We start from the raw sequence: 26,825 nt of genomic DNA on the forward strand, positions 1-26,825 counted from the left end.
TTAGATTGATTTCTACTTTTGAGTCACTCTTTTTCTATATAAAAAGGATTTTGCTTAATGTTTAATTAATATATAAATAGTAAGCTTTATTCTTATAAAGAAGTTTAAAATTTTTATTTTCATCAATATCATCTTTATATTTTTCTCTGCTTACTAAAAATACTTTTTGTTCTTTAATATCAGAAAGATTTTCTTTGTTTTCTATTTCTTTGATATCTTTATTTATTTCATAGGAAAGATTTAAAAGATCAGGAAATTTATAGGCTATTATATTATTATTACTTTTTTTAAGAATAGAAGCTATACTTTTTAAACTAAACTCTTCATTATATTTTACAAGTAAAAATGGAAAAATAAGATATAGAATAATGGTACTGCTAAAAATAAATTTTATGCTTTTTTCTATACTTTTTTCTTTGTTGAAAAAAATATCAATGAACAAAGGAACTATCAAAAGTCCTTCTGTGATTTTTATAAAAATATTTCCAGAATTTTTAAATTTTATTCTTTCAATAAAAGATAAGCTTAAAATTATAAAACCTGTATATAATGGAAGAAGATATATTTCTAATTTTCCACTCATAAAAGAGAAGAATATTAATGGGACAACACTCCATGAAAATCCTATTTTTTCTAATAATGTCCAAGAAAAATATTTCTTTATATTTTTTATATAATATACTAAAGCTCCTAAATAGATGATTCCATATGGATAAAGTATAAGTGGAAGCTTAGTAAGATAAAAGTAAAATGGTCTTGAATGTGTCTTGGCTTTTGTCATTCTTTCAAATGTTTCCTGTCCTAAAAGGAGAGAGATATACTCTTTACCTTGAGGTTGGAGATATATTCCATAAAACCATATTCCAATTATCATTATAATTAACAATATTCCTTTGAAAAAATGTATCTCTTTAAGAAAAGATAATTTTTTTTCAAGAATAAGAAATGTTAGTATAATCAAAATAGGAACAGCAAATCCTGCTCCACCTTTTATAAGAACTGCAATGCTAATACTTAAATAAAGAAGTATAAGTTTTGTAATAGTTATCTCATTTTTTTTCTGGTACATTGTAAAAAATAGATACATAGACAGCAGTATAAAAAAGCTCATAAGTATATCCATTCTTAAAAATAGAGATACACCCAAAAAATATGGGATGGAAATTAAGATCATAGTAATAAAAAATCCTGTTTTTTCATCTTTTAGTTTTGTAAAAAGTTTAAAAGATAAAATTGATATTCCAAAAGATGGAAGTAAGCTTCCAAACAAAAGAGATAAAGGAAAAAATAAAGTTTTAAAGTATGTCTTAAAAAATATTAATATAAAAAAGTATAATGGCGGCTTATCAGGATAAAGCTCTGAAAAATATTTTAAGATGAGATAATTTTTTGCATTTATCATATCTTCAGTTATCACAAAATATTTAAATTCATTTCTGACATCTGGATATCTAAAAAATGCTAAAGGAACGAAAATAATAAGGTAGATAAGGGTGATGAAAATATATTGTTTTTTATGAGATTTCTTTTCCATATTTCCTCCAAAATAAAAGATTTATATGGAAAAGTATCTCATATCAAGGTTAATTTTTAGTAAAAATAAATTTATTTATAAGTTCAGCCATTCCACCTTCATCATTAGATGAAACAATGAAATCTACAGTTTCTTTTATTTCAGGCTGGGCATTTACAACAGCAACAGAAGTTCCAGCAACTTTCAGCATTGGAAGGTCATTAAATGAATCTCCTGCAGCAATGACTTCTTCTATTTTTATTCCCAGAATATCAGCCAGTTTTTTTACAGCAGTTCCCTTATCTATACCTAACTTTGTTACCTCAAGAAAAAAAGGTTTTGATATAGCTATACTGTATTTATCTCCATACTCTTTTTTTAATTCCTCTTCCACTTTTTTAAGATATGAAGGCTCTTCCAGAAGCATACATTTTACAGCATCTCTATTTACAGCTTTTTTAAAGTCTTCAACTTTTCTGTGGTTCATTTTAGTAAGATTTACCTCTACATCTATATATTCACTGTCAGTTTCAGAAACTATTTCATCATTTATATATGTAAGAATATGAGTTTTATGTTTTTTACTGAAGTCATACATCAGATGAATATCCTGTTTAGTCAATGATTCTTCTGAGATATTTTTTCCTGTACTGCAATCTGTAATAATAGAACCATTAAAAGAAAGTATATAACTTCCATAGTCAGCAAGCTTTAATTCCTGAGCAAGTTCTTTCATAGCAAAAGTTGGTCTTCCAGAAGCAAGAATAAATTTAACGCCAGCTTTCTGAGCTTTCATTATAGCTTCTTTATCTATAGGAGATACTTCTTTTTTAGAATTTAAAAGAGTATCATCTAAATCTGTAACTATCATTTTATATTTCACAATAATCCTCCACAAAAAGTTTTCTTATAATTATAGCAATAGGAAGATTATTTTACAACAGATTTTCTAGCCATAAATACCAGCGGAATAAGGAAAAGTATCATTAAACCACTTCCTATGATTATATCATTTACTCCCATAAGGGCAGATTGTTCTGTTATCATTTGATTGATAAGAGCAAGTTTCGTCTGAATAGGGCCTTGTACTTGGTGAATATAGCTTAAGTAATTTGGATTTCCATTATTAATTGCAGAAACTAAGTCTTGATGGTGCATAGACATTCTATGATCCCAAAAGTTTATAGCAAGAGAAGTTCCAAAACTGTTCCCTATATTTCTTGTGAAGTTATATAATCCAGAAGCTCCAGCCATATCTTCAGGCTGGATATTTGACAAAGTAATAGTGTTTAATGGAATGAAGAACATTCCAAGCCCAATACCTGTTAAAAATCTGGAGACAGATATATAAGTTGGGGTGACATCAGGAGTATAGTTTCCTGTAAGTACAGCAGTTATTGAAAAGAGAATGAATCCAGTAACAACAACTTTTCTTGCATCAAGTTTATTTAATACACTTCCTAGTACTGGTGCAATAAACAGTATGGAAAGTCCAAGGGTGGAGGTGGTCATACCACTTTGGAGAGCAGTATACCCCATATAATTCTGTAACCAGAGAGGTATTACTACTACAGAAGAAAAAAATGCAACTGATGATATTGTAAGACTGATTGCTCCAATAGCAAAGTTTCTATTGAGAAACAGCCTTACATTGACTACTGGGTTGTCCTGATGCCATTCCCAGATAATAAGTATGGTAAGAAAAATAAATGCCATAAGAGAAAGAACTATGATAAAAGGACTTGAAAACCAATCCAGATCATTTCCTTTGTCCAGCATTATCTGTAGAGAAGATATTCCAAGAGCGAGAAATATAAGGCCCCATTTATCAATAGGAACTTTTTCAGTTTTATCTTTATATCCTTTTTTCTTAAAAATAGAATAAACTATGTATGTAGATATTACTCCAAAAGGAAGATTGATATAAAAGCACCATCTCCAAGAGAAAGAGTCAGTTATCCATCCTCCTATAACAGGACCAAGTACAGGAGCAAGAACAACAGTCATAGACCATATTCCCAGAGCCATAGATTTTTTCTCCTTTGGATAAAAGCTCAGCATCAAAGTCTGAGAAAGAGGAATCATGCTGGCACCAACTACTCCTTGAAGGACTCTTGCAAAAAGCAGAAATCCAAAAGAAAAACTTATACCGCAGAGCATACTTGCAAGGGTAAATAGAAGAGTAGCAGCAATATATTGTCTTACTATTCCAAATCTTTTAGTCAGCCATCCTATCAAAGGAAGAAAGATTGCTTCTGAAACAGCATAAGATGTAATTACCCATGTTCCCTGTGTGGGAGCTACTCCAAAATCTCCTGCTATATGTGTAAGAGATACATTTACAATTGTACTGTCCAGTACATTCATAAATGAACCTATTGCCAGAGCTAAGGTGGCTAGTATGAGTTCAAAAGATATTCCCATGATGTGCCTCCTTAATTTTTGCCAATATTAGCCTTTATAATATTATCAATTTCCTTATTCATTACATTTTCATCAATTGAATAAAGGTTTGAAGATTTTTCAGTATAAGGAAGTATATTTTTAGTTTCTTTTCTTATATCAACAATAGCTTCCATTGAGCTCCCTATAGGAATCATTCCATTTTTTTTTAGACTGTCTTTATCTATGATTATACGTACTGGAACTCTTTGAACGATTTTTATCCAGTTACCAGTTGCATTTTGTGCTGGAAGGAGAGAAAGAGAACTTCCTGTACCAGCAGATAATCCCTGTACATAACCAATATATTTTTTACCATTGATATCACTGACAAGTTCAGCTTCATCACCAGGTTTTACATCTTTCATTTGAGTTTCCTTTAGGTTGGCATCTACCCATACATTGTCCAAATCTATAATTGTCATGAGTTCCTGTGAAGGAGAAATTTTTTGCCCTAGAAATACAGATTTTTTTGCTATATTTCCAGACTCAGGAGCATATATTTTTGTCCTCATAAGATTAACATAGGCATTTTTATATGCAGCTATTGCCTGCTGTACATCTGGATGATTATATATAGAACTGCTGTCAGCCTGTACTTTTGCATTTTCTAAAGCTTTTTCACTTTGGTTCAAAGATGAAATAGCTATATTAAGATTATTTTTACTTGTTTCATATTGATGTTTGCTTATCAGACCAGCATTATATGAAGCTCTGTCCATAGCAAAATCAGTTTCAGCTTTCTTTAACTGGCTTTTCTTTACTTTTACATTATCTTCACTTTGAGCTACATCAGAAGAAAGATTTGAATAAGCACGTACAGCTTTTCCCAAACTTGCAGTAGCATTTTCTAATGCTATTTTATAATCTATATCATCTAAAACAGCAAGGAGTTGACCTTTTTCAACAAATTGAGTATCTTCAATATAAATTTGTGTAACAGTTCCTCCAACTTGGGAAGTGATTATATTCTGATTTCCATTTACATAGGCATCATCAGTTTTTACATAATTTCTGCCATATAGCAGCCAATAAGCTCCATAGATTATTCCTAATACTGCAAGAATAATCAGGAAAATTGAGATTTTTTTAATCGCTTTTTTTCTTTTTATTTTTTGATCTTCATTTTGATTTTCTACGACTTTGGAAGAGTCAGAAGAGTTGCTTTTTTCTGCTTCTTCATTACTATTAGTCTGTGTATTATTTTCCATATTGTCCTCCATACTTATTTATCTAGTTTATATACTCCTCCAAGAGAGTTTATAAGCTGTAATTGTTGTGTGTATAAATTAAAATGCTGCTGTTCGTTATCTAATTTGTTGTTATACCAGCTGTATTTTTTAGATAAATAATCATATTTTGAAATAGTTCCAATCTCCAGCCTTTTTTCATCTCTTGAAAGTAAATTAGTTTGTGTTTTAAAATTTTCATCAGAGTCATTTGAAGTACTCCATAAAGTTTTAGTTTTGTAAAGTTCATTATCTACATCATTGTATGCGTTGATAATAGCTTTATTGTATTCTTCTATAAAAATATTCATATCAGTACCAGCTATTTTATATGTACTTTTGATAGCTCCTGAATGAAAAATAGGGAGATAGATACTAGGGCCTATAAAGCCTAGAAGAGAATCTTTTCTCAGTATTTTATTGAAGTTTATTCCTTCAAATCCATATTGACCTGTGATGGAAAATTGTGGATAAAAATCTGCTTTAGCAGCATCCAGATGTTTTTCCTGTCCCTTTATCAGCATGAGATAATATTCTACATCTGGTCTGTTTATAATGACATCAGAAGATATTGAAGAAGGAATATTGATTTTTTCTTTAAATTCTATATTCAAATCTTGAGAATTTTTTTGTAGAAGAGAAGATATATCATTACTATGTTTATTGCTAGATAATATATTCAGGTTGTTTATTGTAAGCTGTTTATTAAGTTCATTTTCTTTAATAAGCATATCAGTTGCTCTTATTTCATCTTGAACAGTCAGTATATTATCCTCTATACCATTTCCTATTTTTAAATTTGTTTCCTGTAATTTTTCTATTTCAGTAAGAATTTTTTTCTGTTCATTGAGAATAGTATTTTCTTGATATAAATATTTCCAGTATAGATACAGTCTGGTTACTTTATTGGATATATCAAGTTCTATCCATTTAGAATTTAATTTTAAAGCTTCAGCTTTATATTTTTGCTCTGTTGCCAATGAATTAACTTTATTGAACAGATCAATATTGTAGTCAGCTTGAAGTCCAATACTTCCAATATTAATTATTTTTCCTCCAAATGGTGGAGGAGTAGTTCCATTTTTTCCAAGTTTTTCTCTTTTTAAATCTCCAGCTAGATTTATGGTTATTCCTGATCCAGATTTTGCAAGATTTACAGCTTCATCAGCTTTTAAAATATTAAGCTTTGCTATTTTTAAATCTTCATTTTCCTTCAATGCAAAATCAATTAATTGATCAAGAACAGGATCGTTATACATTTTCCACCAGTTTATATTTGAGAATGTAAGTTTTTGATTTCCAAGTGTATCTGTAGATATATTTCCTGGAGTAATGATTTCATTCTTAGCGATTTTAGGTATTGGTGAACATCCTAAAAAGGTAGATAATATAAGGGCTAAAATAATTTTTTTGTTCATCTCTCCTCCTATTTGTATAAAGTCTAAGATACTATACTCTTCTAAAATAATCCTAAAATCCTTTTTAATATTATAATTTTATATCTAATAACGAAAAAGGATAAATAAAGGTTAATAATACAAGTCCTAAAATATTATATTCTAAAACCATTTTAAAATATAAAATGGAAAATTGATATGAAACTGATGAAGTTGAGAAATTAATGGAGTAACTTACAAAAATAAAAAGTATAAATTTTTTTGACATTTAAAAGCTTGGTTTTAAGAAAAGATAGAGTTCAATAAAAGAACTTTATGTTTTTAAAAAAGAAAAATATGATATAATATAATTGAAATGAAACTTTTTGATTAAAAAATAGGACATACATTTATAAAAAAATGTTAAAATAATATAGAATTAAAGTGGTTAAGAAAATTTATATTTTTAACAGAAAAAAGCATTTAATAATCAAAAGTTTTATAATTTTTATAAAAAGACATAAGGGGGAAAAATGAGAAAGGTACTACTAGGATGTTTTTTATTTACAGCGTCAATAACAATTTTTGCAGAAACTAATGTTTTATCTACATTAGAACAACTAGAACTTAATTTTCAACAGCTTGAGGCTGAAGAAAAAGCTATGTATGAGAAAAGAAAATCAGAAGCAGAAGAGGCACAAAGAACTCTTGCTCAGCAAAGAGAGATGTATCAACAAATAATTACACAAGAAAAGCGTATAGCTGATGTGAAAGGGAATAGATACTATAAAGATCAATATAATCAGCTTGCTAAAAAATATTCTGATGCTAAGAAAGTATTGGAAGAAGATATGAAAAAACAAGAAGAAATAATTAATTTATTTGAAATGATTAAATAGGGGAAAGGGGAAAGATTTATGAAGGGAGAAAAAGAAAAAGCTAAACCAACAAGAGGAAGACCATTAGGAAGCGGTATAAAAAAATATAGAATTTTAGGTTGCAGATTTACTAGAGAAGAGTATACATTTATTAACAAAAGTTTAAATAAATTAAGAAGAAAATATCAAACGAACAGTAAAGTTTTGATGGAATTATTTAAGGTCTATAGTCAAGAAATGAATTGAAAAATGGGAGATTAAAAAAAGCGGTGAAAGCCGCTTTTTTCTTTAATATATATTTTCTATAGTTTCTTTTCTATAATTTTTAGCTGAGGCTACCTATTTTTCAACATGGCATTATTTTTCCAGCTTCCATATTTCATATAAATTATGCACATTATTAAAGATATGAAGGTAGCCAGTGGAGCTCCAAATCCTATCTTGTAAAGTGTTATTCCCTCTATTCTGCTCAGAAAAAATGAAACAGGAATTCTTATTAAAAATGTAGCTATAAGGCTATGCACCATGGGAAAGATAGGATGTCCGCATCCACTGAAAAAAGAGTTCATACAGAAAATAAAGCAAACAAGAATACAATCCAAACTGTATGATTTCAAATATGCTGCAGCTGTATATATAACTTCCTTGTCATTGGAAAACAGAGATGTAATACTTTCTGGGGAAATTTGTGAATATATCCAGAAAGCAATTCCCATAACTAAAGAGCAGGCAATTCCAGCATAAAGTGATTTTTGAGCTCTTTCTACTTTTCCAGCTCCTATATTTTGAGCAGTCATTACAGCAATAGCAGAAGCAAAAGCTGTTGGTGGAAGCATAGCGAATACAATAATTTTTTCAACCACTCCAACAGCAGCAGAAGCTGTAAGTCCCATAGTGTTGATAATAGTCGTAATAAGTAAAAACGATATATTTATAAGTCCATCCTGCAATGCAATAGGAAGTCCGAGATGGAATATTATTTTAGCTTTTTTTGGAAATAACAAGATATATTTTTTTCCAAATTCAAAAGGGAATCCTTTTTTCCACAGAAATAAAACTGCAAGAAGAAAACTTATTCCTTGTGCTCCTACAGTGGCAGCAGCAGCTCCCACAGCTCCCATTTTGAAGAAATCCACCAGAATTATATCAACAGTTATATTTATCACACAAGCAATAGCTATGAAGTAAAGAGGCGTTTTAGAATCTCCCATTCCTCTCAGGATACCGCTCACAGCATTATAACCTATAATAAATGGAATACCACATGAACATATAAAAATATACTGTTGAGTATATTTCATTGCTTCATCTGGAGTGTGCATTATTCTGGCAATAGGATTGGTAAATAATACCATAAGAATGGTAAGAACTACAGAAAGGAAACCAAATACACAGATAATAGTTCCTATAGTTTTCGCCATATCTTTTTCTCGTTTTGCTCCTAAATATTGTCCAATAAGAATAGTACCTCCAGTGGTTATTCCTAAGATAACTCCTGTAATTGTCTGCATTACCTGACTTCCAATAGCTACAGCAGATACAGCAGCAGAATCTGCATACTGTCCAACTACAAAAAGGTCAGCAGCTCCATAAAATGCTTGGAGAAGGCTCGCCAGAAGAAAGGGAAACGAAAATTTCATAAGACTTTTGAAAATACTTCCCTCAGTTAATAAATTTTTTTGTTCCATAAATAAAAAATCCTCCTGTAATTAAAAAATGCTGGATAAAACAGTTGGGCTTTATCCAACCATCTTATCCAGCATATAAATTTTTTATATACCCTCCGATGAACTAACTAAGTATACAATATTTTAGGTCAATTATCAAGAAAAACATATATGTATATAAATAAAAATAAAAACTATACTGTATTATTCTCAATAGTTAGACCCAAATGAAAAATCATGATATAATTACCTAGAAAAAGTAGTTTTAAAAAGAGGCAGCAGAAGACAAATGGTATAAAATGTGCTATAATATAAAGTAAAAATTTATCTAAGGGAAGGTATGATGATTTTATTAGATATCTTAGAAAAAGGTCAGAAAAAAAATGCATCAGACATTCATCTTGTGAATAATGAAAAAGTAATCTATAGAGTAAATGGAGAACTGATAAGAGATGAAGAAAATGGTAAGGTTTCAGAAGAATCTTTAATAAACTTTATAAGAGAACTATTCACAGAGAAGCAGAAAGAAATCTTTGAAAAGAATAAGGAGATAGATATATCTTTTGAAGATATAAAAAAAAGAAGATACAGAATAAACTTGTATAATGAAAAGAGTTTTCCTGCATTTTCTATAAGAATTTTAACAAAAAAGATACAAAATTTTGAAGAGCTGAAACTTCCAGAAATATTGAAAAACATGATAGAATATGAAAATGGATTGGTACTTGTAACTGGACCAACAGGAAGTGGAAAAAGTACAACATTGGCAGCTATGATAGAAGAGATAAACCAGAGGGAAGCTTTAAGTATAGTCACTATTGAAGATCCTGTTGAATATATTTTTGAAAATAAAAAAAGCTTGATAAGACAACGGGAGATAGGGAGAGATACCCTGTCTTTTGCAAATGCGTTAAAAAGTGTTCTAAGGCAAGATCCAGATATAATTATGGTAGGAGAATTGAGAGATATAGAGAGTATAGAAGCTGCTCTTACAGCTGCAGAAACAGGACATCTTGTATTTGGAACTCTTCATACCAATGGAGCAGTGGAAACAATCAATCGTCTTATAGATGTTTTTTCAAAAGAAAAGCAGGAACAGATAAAGATACAGCTCAGCTCAACATTGAGAGGTGTTGTAAGCCAGCAGTTATTATTGGATAAAGAAAATAAAGTAGTTCCAGCTTTTGAAATACTCTTTGTAAATACTGCTGTGTCTAATCATATAGCATCTGGAAAAACAAATCAAATATCTATAGCTATTGAAACAGGACAAAAGTATGGAATGATATCTATGAAAGAATATATTTCTAATATGTATAAAAATAGAGTTATAGATAAAAAAGAATATGACAGAAAAAGAGGATATTGATGAATAAAGAAAAAGAAAGAATGCTCTCAGGAAAACTCTACCAAGGAAATGATGAAGAGTTAGTTGCTGAAAGAGCTGAAGCAAAGAAAAAATGTTTTAAAATAAATAATATTTCTCCTGAAAAATCTCATGAAATAATGAAAAATATAAAGGAACTTTTTGGAGAAATGGGAGAAAATACCTCTGTTAAAACTCCAATTATGTGTGACTATGGATATAATATTTCATTGGGAGAAAATAGTTTTATAAATCATGACTGCATATTTCTTGACATTGGAAAGATAAAAATAGGAAAAAATGTCTTGATAGGCCCTAGAGTATCTTTTTTAGCTGTAAGTCATCCTTTGTTTCCAAGTGAAAGAGAAACAGGATATGAGTATGGAACTCATATCATAGTGGAAGATGGTGTGTGGATAGGAGGAGCAGTTACAATAAATGATGGAGTAACTATTGGAAAAAACAGTGTAATAGGTTCTGGAAGTGTAGTTGTAAAAGATATTCCTGAAAATGTCATAGCAGTTGGAAATCCATGCAGAGTACTAAGAGAAATTGATGAAAAAGATAAGATGATGGAAGAATTTTATTTGGAGGAAAAGTGTTAATTAATTCAGAATTTGAAATAAATATTAGAAGTATAGAAGAGTTTGCAAGAGTAATGGTACCAGAAGCACTGGATAAAACTATGAATCTTTCTATAAGAGAAACTTCTGATGTGATAGAAATAGATATGGAGATAGACGGGAAAAAAGGAAATTTTCTTTATGCAAACCAAGAGGATAAAATAGATGAACAGAAACAGACTATGGTGAAAATACTTTTGCTGAAAGTATATGAAAAACAGTATTCTTGGGGAGGACTTATGGGAGTAAGACCTACTAAAGTATTGAGAAGGTTGCTGTCTTTAGGATATTCATATGAACAGGCAGAGGATATGCTGAGAGATTTCTATATTGTAAGTGATGAGAAAATAGAACTCCTTATAAATACTGTAAAAAAAGAACTGGAATTTTTGAATAGAGAATATATTAATCTATACATAGGAGTTCCTTTCTGTCCAACTAAATGTAAGTACTGCTCATTTGCTTCTTATGAAATAAATGGAGGGGTAGGAAGATATTATAAGGGATTTGTTGAAACTTTGCTGGAAGAAATAGAAATGACAGGAAAGTTTTTGAAAGATGAAGGTTACAAGATAGAATCTATCTATATAGGGGGAGGAACTCCAAGTACTCTTACAGAAGAGGATTTAGAACAAGTATTACGAAAAGTAAATGAGAATATTGATATGACTTATCTGAAAGAATTCACTTTTGAAGCAGGGAGAGAAGATTCACTCACTGAAAAAAAATTGGAACTCATAAAACAATATGGTGCTGATAGGATAAGTTTAAATCCACAAACATTTAATGAGGAAACTTTAAGAAAAGTAAACAGAAACTTTAACAGAGAAAATTTTGATAAATATTTTAAAATAGCTAAAGATATGGGTTTTATAATAAATATGGATTTGATAATAGGACTTCCAGATGAAACAACAGAGGATGTACTTCACACATTAAACGAAGTAGAAAAATATGATATAGAAAATCTTACTATACACTCTCTAGCATTTAAAAGAGCCTCTAAACTTTTTAAAGAGGATAAAAGTAGAAAAGAACTAGATAGAGAAATAATAGAGAAAAGAATAAAAAAACTTACAGAGAAAAAGCAGATGAAACCATACTATATGTACAGACAGAAAAATATTATGGAATGGGGAGAAAATGTAGGTTATGCAAAAGAGGGAAAAGAATCTGTTTTCAATATAGAAATGATAGAGGAAAACCAGTCAACTATGGGATTAGGTGGAGGAGCTATTACTAAGATAGTAGTAGAAGAAACTGAATTTAGAGATTATATAGAAAGAATAATTAATCCTAAAGATCCAGCACTGTATATAAAAGAGATGAAAGAGAGGATGGAAAGTAAATATAAATTATTTAAAAAAGGAGAAAAATAGATGAAAATTTGTAAAGGGATACTCATTGCAGTTATGCTTGCAATCATCAGCAGTTTTGCTTTTGGAGAAGAAGAAACAATATCAGCCCCCTTTAAATTAATAATGAGTGAAAATATGCTTGAAAAAAAAGATAATCTCATTGATATAAATGCTGCTTCTAAAGAGGAAATGGTATCACAGGGAATTGGAATAGGATATGCTGGCAAGATTTTAAGCTACAGAGAAAAAACAGGTGGTTTTGAAAAGCTGGAAGAAATGAAAAGAATAAAAGGAATAGGAGATGCAACTTATGAAAAGCTCTCTAAAAAATTTAAAATAGAAAGTGAAATTGAAAAAAATCCTCTTTATATAAATGAGGCTAATGATGAACTTTTAAAATATTTTGGTTTTGAGAAAAAAGAGATCAAGAAAATTAGAGAATATATTAATAGAAATAAAAGAATAGATAATAATCTTCAATTAATGGAGATACTTTCAAAGAAAAGATATGAAGAATATAAAAGAATAATTAAATATGATAAATTTTAGAGGTGATATAAATGGGTAAAATAATAAGAGGAATAAGTAAAAATGCCAGATTTTTTCTGGTGGATTCAACAGATATAGTACAAGAAGCATTGGATATACATAAGTGCAGCCCCACAGCAATAGATGCTTTTGGAAGACTTCTTACAGCAGGAGTAATGATGGGAAGCACTTTAAAAGGAAAAGATTTACTGACTTTGAGAACAGATACTGATGGACTGCTGAATAATATGGTAGTTACAGCAGATTCTGATGGAGGAGTAAAAGGATATGTTTCTAATCCTTCAGCTGATGCAGCACTAAAAGATAATGGAAAATCAAATGTAGGTGCTTTAATTGGAAAAGGAATGCTTAGAATAATAAAGGATCTGGGATTGAAAGAACCATATATTGGAATGTCACCAATAGATTCAGGAGAGATAGCTCAAGACTTGGCTTACTATTTCTTTAATTCAGATCAAACACCAACTGTAATAGCATTGGGAGTGAATTTAAAAGATGAAAAAACTGTAGCTTGTGCAGGAGGATATATGATACAGCTTCTTCCAGGAGCAGAGGAGAGTTTTATAGGAGCTTTGGAAGAAAAAATAAATGCAATCAGACCTATGACTGAACTTATGATGGGTGGAATGGATCTTAAAAGAATATTGAAACTTCTGTATGAAGATATGAACAGTGAAGATAATGAAAAAATGATTGAAGAATATGAGATACTTGAAGAAAAAGAAGTAAGCTATAAATGTAATTGTGATAAGGATAAATTTTATAGAGGACTTATCACTCTTGGGAAAAAAGAACTGATTGAGATATTTGAAACAGAAGAATTTTTAGAAACTGAATGTCATTTCTGTGGAAAAAAATATAAATTTACTAAAGAAGATTTTAAAGATATTTTAGAGGTGAAATGAATGAAACTTATAGATTCTCATGCTCATATGGATTCAAAGCAATTTGATTCAGATAGAGCAGAGGTATTTCAAAGAATAAAAGATAATATGGATTTCATAGTCAATATAGGGTATGATATAGAGAGCAGCAAACAAGGTGTTGAATACAGTAGAGAATATGATTTTATATATGCTGTTGTGGGAGTACATCCTGACGATATAGAGGGATATGATGATAAGCTTGAACAAGAACTTGAAGAGCTGGCTAAAGATGAAAAAGTACTGGCTATTGGAGAGATAGGACTGGACTATCACTGGATGACTCGTCCAAAGGAAGAGCAGCAGAAAATATTTAGAAGACAGATGAAAGTAGCAGAAAGAGTTGGAAAACCAGTGGTAATACATTCAAGAGATGCTATAGAGGATACTGTAAAAATATTGAAAGAGTTTCCTTCAGTAAAAGGAATATTTCATTGTTATCCAGGTTCAGTGGAAACAGCTCTTCAGGTAATGGACAATTACTATTTTGGTATAGGTGGGGTACTTACTTTTAAAAATGCAAAAAAACTGATTGAGGTAGTGAAGAATATACCTTTAGAAAAATTAATTCTTGAGACTGATTGTCCATATATGGCACCTACTCCTTTTAGAGGACAGAGAAACGAACCCATATATGTGGAATATGTAGCTAAAAAAATAGCTGAGATAAAAGGAATAACATATGAGGAAGTAGCAGAAGCTACAAATCTAAATACAAGAAAAGCCTATAACATGATATAGGAATGAGGGGAAAAAATGATAATTTGTCCTGTTTGTAAAAAAATATTAGATAAAGATGGAAAAACATATAGATGTGAAAATAACCACTGTTTTGATGAAGGAAAGCAAGGATATCTGAATCTTCTTCTTGCAAATCAGAAGCATAGCAAAACTCCAGGTGATGATAAGGAAATGGTGCTTAGCAGAAAAGGATTTCTGGAAAAAGATTACTATAAGATAATATCGGAAGCGGTAAATACGCTAGTTTTGGATAATAGAGCATCTAATGATATAGAAATATTGGACATAGGATGTGGAGAGGGATATTATACTGGAAGATTGAAAAAATCTCTTGATGAGAATGGAATAAAATCCAATATAACTGGGATAGATATTTCTAAAGAAGCAGTGATATGTGCTGCAAGAACATATAAAAATATTGACTGGATAGTAGCCAGTGCCACTAATATTCCTCTTGAAGCTGGATCTCTTGACTATATAATTTGTATGTTTGCTAAAATAATTCCAGAAGAGAAAATGAGAACATTGAAAAAGGGTGGAAAGCTAATAATAGTTTCTACTGGAGAAAATCATCTGCTGGAATTAAAAAAAGTTGTGTATGATAATGTAAGAACAGAATTTTATTCTCCAATAGAGGATCTAAAAATTTTTAAGCATATAAATACAGTAAACTGTACAGGAAAATCTTTCATAAAAGAAAATGAAAGTATAAGAAATCTTTTTGATATGACTCCGTATAAATGGAGAAGTCCAAAAGAAGGTGTGGATAAACTCTTTGCATTGAATGAGTTGGAAATAACTATTGATGTGAATATAGATATTTTTGAGAAAGAATAATCCTCAAGGAGAAAAAACTATGATTCTAGGGATAGGAAATGATATTATAGAGATAGCAAGAATAGAAAAAGCTATATCTAATGAAAAATTCAAAAAGAGAGTATATACAGAAAAAGAGATAGAAATTACAGAAAAAAAAGGTAACAAAGCAGCCAGCTATGCTGGAAGATTTTCAGCAAAAGAGGCAATATCTAAAGCATTGGGAACAGGGGTAAGAGATTTTAATCTGACTGATATAGAAATATTAAATGATAAACTGGGAAAGCCATATGTTGTATTTAAAAATATATTAAAAGACAGAATGGCAGATGTGAGAATGGAAATATCTATTTCTCATTCTAAAGAGTATGCAACAGCAGTAGCAGTTATGTTTAAAAAGGAGTGCTGAAGATGGAAGTAAATAAAGAGTTTTATGCTGAACTTGAAGAATTTATAAATGGATTGAAAGACAAAAAAAATGATGTAAAAATTCTTAACTTTGTATTGGAAAAACTGGATGCTATTCCAGAAGAAGTACAGAAATTTATAGCAGATAAAACAGGCTTGCTTGAAATATCAATAGAAAACACAATAAATTTTTATCCTAAATTTAGAAATAAAGTCAGTGGAAAAAAAGTTAAAGAAGTTTCTATATGTGTAGGAATGACTTGTGGTGTACATGGAAAAGGATTCTATGACGAACTGGCTGAAATATTAGAAATAGATGAAAATGGAGTATCAAAGGATGGAAAGATACTTTTAACAACAAAAAGATGTTTTGGAAGATGCAATAAAGGACCAAATGTTTCAATTGATGGTGAGATATATAGTATGATGTCTATGCCTGAATTAAAAAATAGATTGGGATTAAAATAATATAATCAAGGAGGAAAAATTTGGATATATTAGACATAAAAAGAGAATTCTCTGAATATAAGCAAAAAATAGTTGATATAAGGGGGTCTCTTTGACTTAGAAAAGAGAGAGAAAAAAATATCTGAGCTTGAAAAAATGACTATGGAAGAAAATTTCTGGAATGATAAGAGAAGCAGTTCTGCAGTCATAAAGGAAATGAATGGAGAAAAAGAAATTGTAGCTGAGTTTAAGAAATTGGAATCAGAACTAGGAGAAGAGGAAGTTCTAATAGATTTTGTTGAGATGGGAGAAACAGATTTTCAAAGTGAGCTTGAAGAAAAACATATGATACTTGGAAAAGACATTGATCACTTTGATACAAGACTTCTTTTAGATGGAGAATTCGATTCAAACAATGCTATTGTTACTATTCATTCGGGAGCTGGAGGAACAGAAGCTTGCGACTGGGCAGATATGCTTTACAGAATGTACTCAAGATGGTGCAATGAAAAAAAATATAAAATAAGTGAAATGGATTTTATGCCTGGAGATAGTGTGGGAATAAAATCTATAACTTTTCTTGTAGAGGGAAGAAATGCTTATGGATATATGAAAAGTGAAAAAGGAATCCACAGACTTGTAAGAATATCTCCTTTTGATGCTAATAAAAAAAGACATACATCTTTTGCTTCAGTGGAAGTTATGCCAGAAGTTGACGAAAGTGTAGAGGTAAATGTAGATGCTGGAGATTTGAGAATAGATACATACAGAGCCAGTGGAGCTGGAGGTCAGCATGTAAATATGACAGACTCAGCAGTAAGAATTACACATATTCCAACAGGGATAGTAGTTACATGTCAAAGAGAAAGATCTCAGCTGAATAACAGAGAAACAGCTATGAAAATGTTGAAGTCTAAATTAATTGAACTTGAGATGAAGAAAAAAGAAGAAGAGATGAAGAGAATACAAGGAGAGCAAAGTGAAATAGGATGGGGAAATCAGATAAGATCATACGTCTTCCAGCCTTACACTTTAGTAAAAGACCACAGAACATCAGCTGAATCAGGAAATATCAAGGCTGTTATGGATGGAGATATAGATATTTTCATAAACACATATTTAAGATGGAATAAAACAAAATAATTCTTTAAAAAAGATTAAAATTGTGGTAAAATTTGTATTAAATTATTAAAACTAAGAGGGGTGGAAAAAATGGAAAAGAGAGTAAGAACTAGAATAGCACCATCACCTACTGGAGATCCTCATGTAGGGACTGCGTACATAGCGCTTTTCAACTTAGCATTTGCACATATTAATAACGGAGACTTTATTTTAAGAATAGAGGATACTGATCAGAATAGATATACTGCCGGTTCAGAACAGATGATTTTTGATGCGTTAAAGTGGCTTGATCTGACTTATGCAGAAGGTCCAGATGTAGGAGGGCCTTATGGACCATACAGACAATCAGAAAGATTTGAACTTTATGGTGACTATGCAAAACAATTAGTAGAAAAAGGTGGAGCATACTATTGCTTCTGTACACAAGAAAGACTTGAAAAATTAAGAGAAAGACAAAAAGCTATGGGAAAAGCTCCAGGGTATGATGGACATTGCAGATCGTTAACTCCTGAAGAAATTCAAGCTAAATTAGCTGCTGGAGAACCATATGTAATAAGATTAAAAATGCCTTATGAAGGTGAAACTATCATAAAAGATAGATTAAGAGGAGATATTGTATTTGAAAATAATAAAATAGATGATCAAGTACTTTTAAAAGCGGATGGATTTCCAACTTATCACCTTGCCAATGTAGTAGATGATCATTTAATGGAAGTTACTCATGTAATAAGAGCGGAAGAATGGATAGCATCAACACCTAAACATATCCAATTATATAAAGCTTTTGGATGGGATGCACCAGAATTTATTCATATGCCATTACTTAGAAATGCAGACAGAACTAAAATATCTAAGAGAAAAAATCCTGTATCATTGAACTGGTACAGAGATGAAGGATATCTTAAAGAAGGTATAGTAAACTTCTTAGGACTTATGGGATATTCATTTGGAGAAAATAAAGAAATATTTACATTAGAAGAATTTAAAGAAAACTTTAATATAAATAAAGTATCTCTTGGAGGACCTGTATTTGACCTTGTAAAGCTTGGTTGGGTGAATAACCAACATATGAGAATGAAAGATATTGATGAACTTTCTAAATTAGCAGTTCCTTTCTTCCAACAACAAGGACATGTAGGAGAAAATGTTTCAGAAAAAGAATATGAAGCTATTGTTAAAATAGTTGGAATATTGAGAGAAAGTGCTCAAACTTTAAAAGAACTTGCAGTAGAAGCAACAGCTTACTATCAAGATGAGTTTGAACTTCCAGAAGTAACTGAAGAAATGAATAAAAAAGAGAGAAAAAGTGTAGAAAAATTATGTTCATCTATAGAAGATCCAGTTGGAAAAGAATCAATAAAATTATTTATGGAAAAACTTAACAAGTGGGAAAAAGATGAATTTACAGTGGAAGAAGCAAAAGACCTGTTACATCATACAATGGATGAAATAGGAGAAGGACCAGCGAAAGTATTTATGCCATTGAGAGCAGTAATCACTGGACAGGCTAGAGGAGCTGATCTTTTCAATGTTCTTTACATAATAGGAAAAGAAAGAACATTAAAAAGAATGAAGGCTATGATAGCTAAATACAATGTTCTTTAATAGGAAAAATAAAGGGGAAAGAGTTTTACTCTTTCCTTTTTTTATAATATTTAACTAAAAATAGAAATTGTTTTTACATGAAGAAAATTTATGTTATAATATTCTAAGAGCAAATCTTTTTAATAGGAGGATGATCACAAGTTGTTAAAAACAGAGTTATTAAAAACTGAAATATTCAGGGATTATAGTGATAAAGATCTGGTTAAAGAGGAAGAAGAAATAAGATTTTCACTTTTGGAAAATCCTCAAAACATAGAAAACTTAAAAAGTTTAGCAGCAATATTATATTATAAAAGAGATTATAATGGAGCAATTAAGTTATATGAAAAGATAGTGAACACGAATCCTGAAAATGCAGATTATGCAGCTTTTTTAGGGTATCTTTATTATGAAAATGAAAATTATGAGAATGCTATTGATTATTTTAACAAGTCATTGGAAATAGCACCAGATAATTCCTTTGTTCATTTTCTTCTTGGAAATACATATTCAAGAGCTGGGCTTATAAAAGAAGCAATTAATAGTTATGATTTTGCTATATTTTTGGATTTGGATATCTATACTGCACATTTGGATTTTGCTAAAAAATATGAAGCAATAGGGCAGAAACAGAGAGCTTTAAAAGAATATATTATAGCTTATGAAATAGACCCTAGAGAAAAGAGTATTGTTGAGAAAATAAACGAATTAAAAGCAGATATAGGATCTAAGAAATATTAAAAATTTCTAATAGAAGGAAAAGTGTTTCTTTTCTTTCTATTTTTACTTTTTAATATTTGATTTTTAAAGGAGAGGAAATGATATATAGTGTTTCATTAGTATTTATACTAATAATATTTTTATTTATAGGGATGACCTTTGGATTTAACAGAGCAGTAGCTTTTATTCCAGTTTTGTTCATCATCTTTTTGCTTGTTGCATTTCTTGGATGGTTTGCAATAAACTTTTTCTGGCTGATACTTCTTGTAATGCTAATAAATTACATCAAAAATCAGAACCAGCCTAAGAGTACAAAGAAAAGAACATATTACTATAAATTTGAGAGAACGGAAGATTTTGATGAATTTTTTCGTCAGGCAGGACAACAGAGTGGAGGATATTCATATGGAGGAAATAATGGAAATCCATTTGGATACGCTGAAGATAAAACAAAATATTATAAGATTTTAGGTGTTAACTCTAATGCAACAAAAGAAGAAGTAAAAAAAGCCTATAGAGATCTTGTAAAACAGCACCATCCAGATAAGTTTAGTAATGCAAGTGAATCAGATAAGAAATATCATGAAAACAGAATAAAAGAGATAAATGAAGCTTATGATAAATTGTCAAAAGATTTTTCTTAGCTTGAAATGATTTATAAGCTATGCTATAATTATATGGGTTTAAGTTTAGTAAAAAATTTAACTTATTCTTAACAGACAAAGGAGAAAAAAATGAAATTGAAAACATTGATTCTTGCTGCTGGAAAAGGTACTAGAATGAAATCAGAACTTCCTAAAGTTATCCATGAAGTGAATGGAATTCCAATGATTTCTAAGATAATCAAAGTTCTGGAGATTTTAAAACCTGAAGAGAACATACTTATTTTAGGACATAAAAAAGAAGAAGTTTTAAAAGTGGTAGGAGAAGATGCAGACTATGTAGTACAGACTGAGCAACTTGGAACAGGACATGCAGTGTTGCAGGCAAAAGATAAATTAGAAGATTATGATGGAGATGTAATGGTACTATGTGGAGATACTCCTCTGTTAAGAGAAGAAACTCTGGAAGAACTTTATAAATTCCATAGAGATACAGATTCAGTAACAACTATACTTACTTCTATTTATGATAATCCATTTGGTTATGGAAGAATAGTAAAAGAAAATGGATTAGTTAAAGCAATAGTTGAAGAGAAGGAAGCAGATGCTGAAATTAAAAAGATAAAAGAAGTAAATGCTGGAGTTTACTGTTTTAAAGGAAGAGAGCTTTTTGATGCTCTTTCAAAAATAACTAATAACAATGAAAAAGGTGAATATTACCTAACTGATGTAATAGGAATACAAGTAGGAGAAGGGAAAAAAGTACAAAGTTTTGTGCTAAATGATAATATAGAAATATTAGGAGTAAACTCAAAAGTAGAACTTGCTCAAGCTTCAAAAGTATTGAGAGATAGAAAAAATATTGAGCTTATGGAAAAGGGAGCTATTCTTATAGATCCATCAGCTGTATATGCTGAAGAAGATGTAAAAGTAGGAAGAGATACTGTTATTTATCCTGGAGTAGTATTACAGGGAAAAACAGTGATTGGAGATAATTGTCAGATTTTAGGAACTACTAGAATAATAGACAGTACTTTAGGAGATAATATTAAAGTAGAAAGTTCTGTAATAGAGGAAAGTATTCTAGAAGAGGGAGTAACTGTAGGACCTTTTGCACATTTGAGACCAAAGAGCCATTTAAAAGAAAAAGTACATATAGGAAACTTTGTAGAAATAAAAAAATCTACTTTGGAAAAGGGAGTAAAAGCTGGTCATCTAACTTATTTAGGTGATGCACAGATTGGTGAGGACACAAATATTGGTGCTGGAACTATAACTTGTAATTATGATGGAAAGAACAAGTTTAAGACTGTTGTAGGAAAGAACTCTTTTATAGGAAGTGATTCTATGTTGGTAGCCCCAGTTATTATTGGAGAAAATGCTTTAGTAGGAGCAGGTTCAGTAATAACTAAGGATGTTCCTGATAACTCATTGGCTGTATCAAGAAGTAAACAAATTATTAAAAATGATTGGAGGAAATAAAAAATGGTTAAATCTGAAAATGTTAAGATTTTTGCTGGGACATCAAATGTGGCTTTAGCTACAAAAATCGCTGAGAGGTATGGACTGCCATTAGGTGAAGCAGAAGTAGTTAGATTTAAAGATGGAGAGGTTTTTGTTAAAATTGATGAAACTGTTAGAGGTAGGGATGTATTTGTAGTACAATCAACTTCTGAACCTGTTAATGAAAACTTAATGGAACTTTTAATTTTCATTGACGCATTAAAAAGAGCATCTGCAAAAAGTATCAATGTCATCATTCCTTACTATGGATATGCAAGACAAGATAGAAAATCTAGTCCTAGAGAACCAATTACTTCTAAATTAGTAGCAAATTTATTAACAAAATCAGGGGCTAACAGAATTGTTGCCATGGACCTACACGCTGATCAAATACAAGGATTCTTTGATATCCCAGTGGATCATATGCAAGCTTTACCATTGATGGTAAAATATTTCATGAAGAAAGGGCTTTATGGAGATGATGTAGTAGTAGTTTCGCCAGATATTGGTGGAGTAAAAAGAGCTAGAAAATTAGCTGAATGGCTAGATTGTAAAATAGCTATCATTGATAAAAGAAGACCAAAACCAAATATGTCAGAAGTTATGAATCTTATAGGAGAAGTTCAAGGAAAAACTGCTATATTTATAGATGATATGATTGATACAGCTGGAACTATTACAAATGGTGCTGCTGCTATAATTGACAGAGGAGCAAAAGAAGCATATGCTTGTTGTACACATGCGGTATTCTCTGATCCTGCTATTGAAAGATTAGCAGAATCTCCTTTAAAAGAAGTTATAGTAACTGACTCTATTGCTTTACCAGAAAGAAAGAAATTAGACAAAATAACTGTTCTTTCAGTTGATGAAATTTTCTCAGAAGCTATTAATAGAATTGTAAATAATCAATCAGTTTCTGAATTATTTGAAAAAGCTGAAACAAAAAGAAATGTTAAATAATCCAGTCACAAAGGTAAAAAAATAATTTTTTCTAATAAAAGCTAGTAGTTTTACTAGCTTTTTATTTGTATATATGATAAAATTATTAATATTTTAATAATGATATGTTAGGCTAGGTGTATAGAATGAACAAAGTGAAATATACTGCTTTAGATGTTGATTATGAAGAAATAGGAAAACTTTTGAAAGAAGGAAATCTAATAATTTATCCTACTGATACTGTATATGGAGTGGGAGGAATAATAGAATCAGATGAAGCTATATCTAAGGTATACAAAGCTAAAGAGAGAAGTTTTAAATCACCTCTTATCGTTTTGGTAAGTGATGTATCTAAAATAGAAAAAATAGCATATATAGAAGAGAGAAATAGAGAAAAAATAGAAAAGCTGATAAAAGAATTTTGGCCTGGAGGTCTTACTATTATACTGAATAAAAAAGAAAATGTTCCTGATATAATGGTATCAGGAGGTAAAACTGTAGGAGTAAGAATGCCTGACCTTGATACTGCTCTAAAAATAATAGAATCAGCAGGAGGATTACTTCCTACTACAAGTGCAAACATATCTGGTGAGGCTACACCAAAAAGTTATGAGGAGTTGTCAGAAGCTTTTAAAGAAAGAGTGGAAATATTAGTTGATGGAGGAAAATGCCCAATAGGAAATGCCTCAACTATAATAGATATGAGTGATAAACCAAAAATCCTTAGAACAGGAGCCATATCTGTTGAAGATATAGAAAAAATTATTGGAAAATTAAATGGGGAGGAAATAAATTAATGAAAACACAAAGAGTAAATCCAAATGCAATGAATCCTATGCAGATGAATAATATGTCATCTATGATGGGAATGATGAACAGCATTCAAAAAATAGGTAAGGGAAAAAGAAAATATTCTATTATGCTGGACAAAAATAATAAAAAATTCTTAGCAAAATTTATAGATGAAGTAAAAAAACAATTTGCTTCTTCACCTTTAGGAGCACAAGGACAAGGTGTCAGTGATTTTTTTGACTATGTAAAAAAAATGTGTGAAGATAAAAACCAAATGGAACTTAAAGTTAGTTTTGAAGAATATGAATTCCTTAAAAAAATGGTAATTGATTCTGTAAAAGGAATGGAAGCTATGGAATTCAAATGGTATCAACTTATCAAAAAAGGTATGATAAAAATGATGGTAAAACAATACAGAGAACTTCTAACAAAATTAAAATAGAATTGTTTTTATGAAGGGGGAGTAATGAAGAAAGATTACAGTATTGGAGTATTTGACTCTGGAGTTGGAGGCACAACTGTACTAAAAATAATGGCAGAAATATTACCCCATGAAAATATGATATATTATGCTGATAGCGGCAATGCTCCATATGGAAGAAAGACAGTAGAAGAATTACAAAGTCTGTGTTTTAATATAATGGATTTCTTTCTTAAAAACAGATGCAAAGCTGTTGTTATAGCATGTAATACAGCTACAGCTGCTGCTTTAACTGCAATAAAAGAAAGATATGATATACCTGTAATTGGAGTAATAAATCCTGGTTCAAGAGCAGCTGCAAGTGTCAGTAAAAATGGACATATTGCTGTCTTAGCAACTCCTTTTACGGCTAATTCAAATGCTTATGGAGAGGAAATAAAGAAATTTGCTAAAAAGGCCTCTGTTTATCAGGAAGGATGTTCTGAACTATGTACTATGATAGAAGAGGGATGGGAAACTTTTGAAGATAGAGGAGATATTTTAGATGAACATATATCTCAATTTCCAGGATCAGCAGATACATTAGTACTAGGCTGTACTCATTATCCCATTATAAGGGAAGATATAGAAAAATATTTTTCTGGAAAAATAGTTGATCCAGCTAAAGAAACAGTAATTGAACTTATAGACACTTTAAGAGATGAAGATATGATGAATAATTCAAAAGAAAAAGGTAAAATAGAATTCTTTGTCAGTGGAGATAAGGAGCAATTTAGAAAAACAGCAGAAAAGTTTTTAGGATTTGAAGTTAAAAAACTTTACCAGATAGAAAAGTAATTAAAATATAAAGAAGTATCCTTTAAAAAGATACTTCTTTTTTTGTTATATACCATGATGGAATAATTTTTTCAAATCCATCAAAATGCTTATAGGTTTCATAATATCTATTTTTCATTCCATTGATTTCATTGTCATCAAAATTTTCTGCCCATGCTATTGAAATTAATGATGAAAGAGCACAATAAAAAGAAAAGTTTTTCCAAAATACATGAGATGGTTCATCCTTGAAATAACCATGAATCTGTCCAATAGAAAAAGGGATACTGATTTCCATACTGAAGCTTTGCAGTTTAAAAAACTCCTCATACCTATTGCCATAACTGTAACGATTAAAGTCAATAACACCTATATGTTCATCAGGGGTAAGAATGAGATTTCCAACATGAAAATCACCATGGAGATAAACAGCAGGAGAGGAATTTACTAGATCTATATTATTTCTAACATATTTTAAAACCTTAGAATCATTTTTAACTCTATTGGAACCTTTTTCAAAATTTTCTAATTTCCAAAGATGATATTTATCTTTATTTGGAGGGATATCTTTTTCTTCTACTGGGATAGAATGAATCTTTTTTAATATCTGGCCAGCTTCAATTCCCAAAAGATATTGTTTCTTTTCAGATAAATGAGACAGGGTTTCATATAATGTTTTTCCATCAATCCAATTTAATATCATATATACATAAGAATCTTTAATATCTTTTCCAAAATATAAAGCCTTAGACATTTGGAAATCTAAGGCATTTACTATTTTTATAAATTCAAACTCTTTTCTTTTGCTTTCGTAAAGTTTAATATCAGAAGTACGAAGAAGAAGCTTCTCATTATCTTTGGTTTCAATATAATATTTTTTATCATTTGACCAACCTTTTTTTATTTCAGATATAACTTTCCAATTTTCTCTGAAAGGTATATCTTTAAATGAAGAAAGCATTTTCTATCACCTCAATTTTTATTTATAAGCATTTCCTATAAGACCTACAGCTTCTTTAGCTCTCATTATTTTCTCTCTGGCAATAGCTCTTGCTTTTTTAGCTCCCTCATTAAGAACTTCCTGTACATAGGCACTGTTTTCTACTAAATGTTCTCTTCTCTCTCTTGCTTTTCCAAAATATTCAAGGATAGCATTTAAAAGTTCAGTTTTAGCATGTCCATATCCGAAGTTTCCAGCAAGGAATTTTTCTTTAAGTTCATTTTGTTTTTCAATAGAAGCAAAAAGAGAATAAAGTTTTGCTATATTATTATTTGGATCTTTTGGTTCTTCTAAAGGAGTAGAATCAGTAACTATACTCATAACTTGTTTTTTTAGTTCTTTTTTAGAAGCGAACATATTTATTGTATTTCCATAAGATTTACTCATTTTTTGTCCATCTGTTCCTGGAATAACTGCAAGATCATCCATTATAAGAGGATCAGGAAGTTTGAAAAGTTCAACTCCATATTGCTGATTAAATTTCATAGCTATATCTCTTGTCATTTCAAGATGCTGTTTTTGGTCTTTTCCAACTGGAACTATATCAGTATCATAAATAAGAATATCAGCAGCCATAAGCACAGGGTAAGTCATAAGTCCAGCATTTGGAGTGAAACCTTTAGCTATTTTATCTTTATATGAATGTCCTCTTTCTAATAATCCTACAGGAGTAACATTTGAAAGAAGCCAAGAAAGCTCAACATGTTCTGGTATATCAGATTGAAGAAAGATAGTAGACTTCTCAGGATCTAATCCAAGAGCAAGATAATCCAATACAATATTGTATGTATTTTCCTTTAAAGATTTTGGATCAGTAAGAGAAGTAAGTGAGTGATAGTCAGCGATAAAGTAGAAACCTTCAAATTCGCCACTGTTTTGATTTTTTACGAACTGGCTGATTGCACCAAAGTAGTTTCCAAGATGAAGGATCCCGCTAGGTTGAATACCAGATAAACTTCTTTTCATAGAAATTCCTCCTAAAACTAAATA

Annotated in this window: 28 protein-coding genes; 20 read left to right on the plus strand and 8 right to left on the minus strand. The window is 30.3% G+C overall.

The genetic code is table 11. The features are described from left to right. Positions 1–61: 61 nt before the first annotated feature. From E0E45_RS00235 to E0E45_RS00255, 5 genes are read right to left on the minus strand one after another with little or no spacing between them, the layout of a single operon-like run. A complete protein-coding gene (locus E0E45_RS00235; RefSeq protein WP_130889285.1) occupies positions 62–1,534 on the minus strand; it encodes an ArnT family glycosyltransferase in 1,473 nt (490 codons plus the stop codon). A gap of 49 nt (positions 1,535–1,583) precedes the next feature. Next, positions 1,584–2,396, minus strand: a complete 813-nt coding sequence (locus E0E45_RS00240) for a Cof-type HAD-IIB family hydrolase (RefSeq protein ID WP_130889286.1) — start codon at positions 2,394–2,396, stop codon at positions 1,584–1,586. Between the two features lie 47 nt (positions 2,397–2,443). Beyond that, positions 2,444–3,937: a DHA2 family efflux MFS transporter permease subunit gene (locus E0E45_RS00245; RefSeq protein ID WP_130889287.1), complete on the minus strand. Its 1,494-nt coding sequence runs from the start codon at positions 3,935–3,937 to the stop codon at positions 2,444–2,446. 11 nt (positions 3,938–3,948) lie between these two features. Further along, positions 3,949–5,166: an efflux RND transporter periplasmic adaptor subunit gene (locus E0E45_RS00250; RefSeq protein WP_130889288.1), complete on the minus strand. Its 1,218-nt coding sequence runs from the start codon at positions 5,164–5,166 to the stop codon at positions 3,949–3,951. A 14-nt stretch (positions 5,167–5,180) separates the two neighbouring features. Beyond that, positions 5,181–6,602: a TolC family protein gene (locus E0E45_RS00255; RefSeq protein WP_130889289.1), complete on the minus strand. Its 1,422-nt coding sequence runs from the start codon at positions 6,600–6,602 to the stop codon at positions 5,181–5,183. 491 nt (positions 6,603–7,093) lie between these two features. Between E0E45_RS00255 and E0E45_RS00260 the strand changes: the two genes are divergently transcribed. Both E0E45_RS00260 and E0E45_RS00265 read left to right on the plus strand, forming a co-directional pair. Next, the gene (locus tag E0E45_RS00260; protein WP_130889290.1) at positions 7,094–7,459 is read left to right on the plus strand and encodes an adhesion protein FadA; all 366 of its coding nucleotides are present in this window, start codon (positions 7,094–7,096) and stop codon (positions 7,457–7,459) included. Between the two features lie 18 nt (positions 7,460–7,477). Then, positions 7,478–7,684, plus strand: coding sequence for a hypothetical protein (locus tag E0E45_RS00265; protein WP_130889291.1), 207 nt, complete (start codon positions 7,478–7,480; stop codon positions 7,682–7,684). A gap of 89 nt (positions 7,685–7,773) precedes the next feature. On the opposite strand, the gene E0E45_RS00270 is transcribed toward E0E45_RS00265, so the two are convergent. Further along, the gene (locus E0E45_RS00270; protein ID WP_130889292.1) at positions 7,774–9,126 is read right to left on the minus strand and encodes an MATE family efflux transporter; all 1,353 of its coding nucleotides are present in this window, start codon (positions 9,124–9,126) and stop codon (positions 7,774–7,776) included. Positions 9,127–9,448: 322 nt separating this feature from the next. Between E0E45_RS00270 and E0E45_RS00275 the strand changes: the two genes are divergently transcribed. The 18 genes from E0E45_RS00275 to murI all read left to right on the plus strand — a co-directional run bounded on the left by E0E45_RS00275 (position 9,449) and on the right by murI (position 24,856). After that, positions 9,449–10,474, plus strand: coding sequence for a type IV pilus twitching motility protein PilT (locus tag E0E45_RS00275; protein ID WP_130889293.1), 1,026 nt, complete (start codon positions 9,449–9,451; stop codon positions 10,472–10,474). Further along, positions 10,474–11,076, plus strand: coding sequence for a sugar O-acetyltransferase (locus E0E45_RS00280; RefSeq protein ID WP_130889294.1), 603 nt, complete (start codon positions 10,474–10,476; stop codon positions 11,074–11,076). The genes E0E45_RS00275 and E0E45_RS00280 overlap by 1 nt, the downstream gene beginning before the upstream one ends. Next, on the plus strand, positions 11,070–12,473 hold the full coding sequence (locus E0E45_RS00285) for a coproporphyrinogen III oxidase (RefSeq protein ID WP_130889295.1): 1,404 nt from the start codon (positions 11,070–11,072) through the stop codon (positions 12,471–12,473). The genes E0E45_RS00280 and E0E45_RS00285 overlap by 7 nt, the downstream gene beginning before the upstream one ends. Continuing rightward, positions 12,474–13,001, plus strand: a complete 528-nt coding sequence (locus tag E0E45_RS00290; protein ID WP_130889296.1) for a ComEA family DNA-binding protein — start codon at positions 12,474–12,476, stop codon at positions 12,999–13,001. Between the two features lie 11 nt (positions 13,002–13,012). Continuing rightward, positions 13,013–13,906, plus strand: a complete 894-nt coding sequence (hslO, locus tag E0E45_RS00295) for an Hsp33 family molecular chaperone HslO (RefSeq protein WP_130889297.1) — start codon at positions 13,013–13,015, stop codon at positions 13,904–13,906. Beyond that, the gene (locus tag E0E45_RS00300; RefSeq protein WP_130889298.1) at positions 13,907–14,665 is read left to right on the plus strand and encodes a TatD family hydrolase; all 759 of its coding nucleotides are present in this window, start codon (positions 13,907–13,909) and stop codon (positions 14,663–14,665) included. It begins immediately after the preceding gene. Positions 14,666–14,680: 15 nt separating this feature from the next. Then, positions 14,681–15,502, plus strand: a complete 822-nt coding sequence (locus E0E45_RS00305; protein WP_130889299.1) for a putative RNA methyltransferase — start codon at positions 14,681–14,683, stop codon at positions 15,500–15,502. Between the two features lie 19 nt (positions 15,503–15,521). Next, the gene (gene acpS, locus E0E45_RS00310; RefSeq protein WP_130889300.1) at positions 15,522–15,890 is read left to right on the plus strand and encodes a holo-ACP synthase; all 369 of its coding nucleotides are present in this window, start codon (positions 15,522–15,524) and stop codon (positions 15,888–15,890) included. A gap of 2 nt (positions 15,891–15,892) precedes the next feature. Then, a complete protein-coding gene (locus tag E0E45_RS00315) occupies positions 15,893–16,357 on the plus strand; it encodes an NAD(P)H-dependent oxidoreductase subunit E (protein WP_130889301.1) in 465 nt (154 codons plus the stop codon). A 20-nt stretch (positions 16,358–16,377) separates the two neighbouring features. Continuing rightward, positions 16,378–17,479 (plus strand): peptide chain release factor 2 gene (gene prfB, locus E0E45_RS00320; RefSeq protein WP_130889302.1). Its coding sequence is split into 2 segments (ribosomal slippage): positions 16,378–16,449 and positions 16,451–17,479, totalling 1,101 coding nucleotides; the frame shifts between segments, so codons are not numbered across the junction. A gap of 69 nt (positions 17,480–17,548) precedes the next feature. Next, positions 17,549–19,063 (plus strand): glutamate--tRNA ligase, encoded by a 1,515-nt coding sequence (gene gltX, locus E0E45_RS00325; RefSeq protein ID WP_130889303.1) that lies wholly within the window; start codon positions 17,549–17,551, stop codon positions 19,061–19,063. A gap of 141 nt (positions 19,064–19,204) precedes the next feature. Then, positions 19,205–19,783 (plus strand): tetratricopeptide repeat protein, encoded by a 579-nt coding sequence (locus tag E0E45_RS00330; RefSeq protein ID WP_130889304.1) that lies wholly within the window; start codon positions 19,205–19,207, stop codon positions 19,781–19,783. A 77-nt stretch (positions 19,784–19,860) separates the two neighbouring features. Further along, positions 19,861–20,406, plus strand: a complete 546-nt coding sequence (locus E0E45_RS00335) for a DnaJ domain-containing protein (protein ID WP_130889305.1) — start codon at positions 19,861–19,863, stop codon at positions 20,404–20,406. Positions 20,407–20,496: 90 nt separating this feature from the next. Further along, positions 20,497–21,846, plus strand: coding sequence for a bifunctional UDP-N-acetylglucosamine diphosphorylase/glucosamine-1-phosphate N-acetyltransferase GlmU (gene glmU / locus E0E45_RS00340; RefSeq protein WP_130889306.1), 1,350 nt, complete (start codon positions 20,497–20,499; stop codon positions 21,844–21,846). 3 nt (positions 21,847–21,849) lie between these two features. Further along, complete coding sequence (locus E0E45_RS00345) at positions 21,850–22,827, plus strand: ribose-phosphate diphosphokinase (RefSeq protein ID WP_130889307.1); 978 nt, start codon at positions 21,850–21,852, stop codon at positions 22,825–22,827. A 125-nt stretch (positions 22,828–22,952) separates the two neighbouring features. Next, a complete protein-coding gene (locus E0E45_RS00350; RefSeq protein ID WP_130889308.1) occupies positions 22,953–23,603 on the plus strand; it encodes an L-threonylcarbamoyladenylate synthase in 651 nt (216 codons plus the stop codon). Continuing rightward, positions 23,603–24,040 carry a hypothetical protein gene (locus E0E45_RS00355; protein ID WP_130889309.1) on the plus strand — a complete coding sequence of 146 codons (438 nt, stop codon included), beginning with the start codon at positions 23,603–23,605 and terminating at the stop codon, positions 24,038–24,040. The genes E0E45_RS00350 and E0E45_RS00355 overlap by 1 nt, the downstream gene beginning before the upstream one ends. 24 nt (positions 24,041–24,064) lie before the next feature. After that, entirely contained in the window at positions 24,065–24,856 is a 792-nt protein-coding gene (gene murI / locus E0E45_RS00360) for a glutamate racemase (protein WP_130889310.1), read from the plus strand. 22 nt (positions 24,857–24,878) lie between these two features. Here murI and E0E45_RS00365 read toward each other — a convergent pair whose 3' ends face one another. Both E0E45_RS00365 and trpS read right to left on the minus strand, forming a co-directional pair. Continuing rightward, a complete protein-coding gene (locus E0E45_RS00365) occupies positions 24,879–25,796 on the minus strand; it encodes an aminoglycoside phosphotransferase family protein (protein WP_130889311.1) in 918 nt (305 codons plus the stop codon). Between the two features lie 18 nt (positions 25,797–25,814). Further along, entirely contained in the window at positions 25,815–26,801 is a 987-nt protein-coding gene (gene trpS, locus E0E45_RS00370; RefSeq protein WP_130889312.1) for a tryptophan--tRNA ligase, read from the minus strand. Positions 26,802–26,825: the final 24 nt, after the last annotated feature.

Origin of the sequence: Fusobacterium ulcerans ATCC 49185, assembly GCF_900683735.1 — a bacterium.
Lineage (GTDB): Bacteria > Fusobacteriota > Fusobacteriia > Fusobacteriales > Fusobacteriaceae > Fusobacterium_A > Fusobacterium_A ulcerans_A.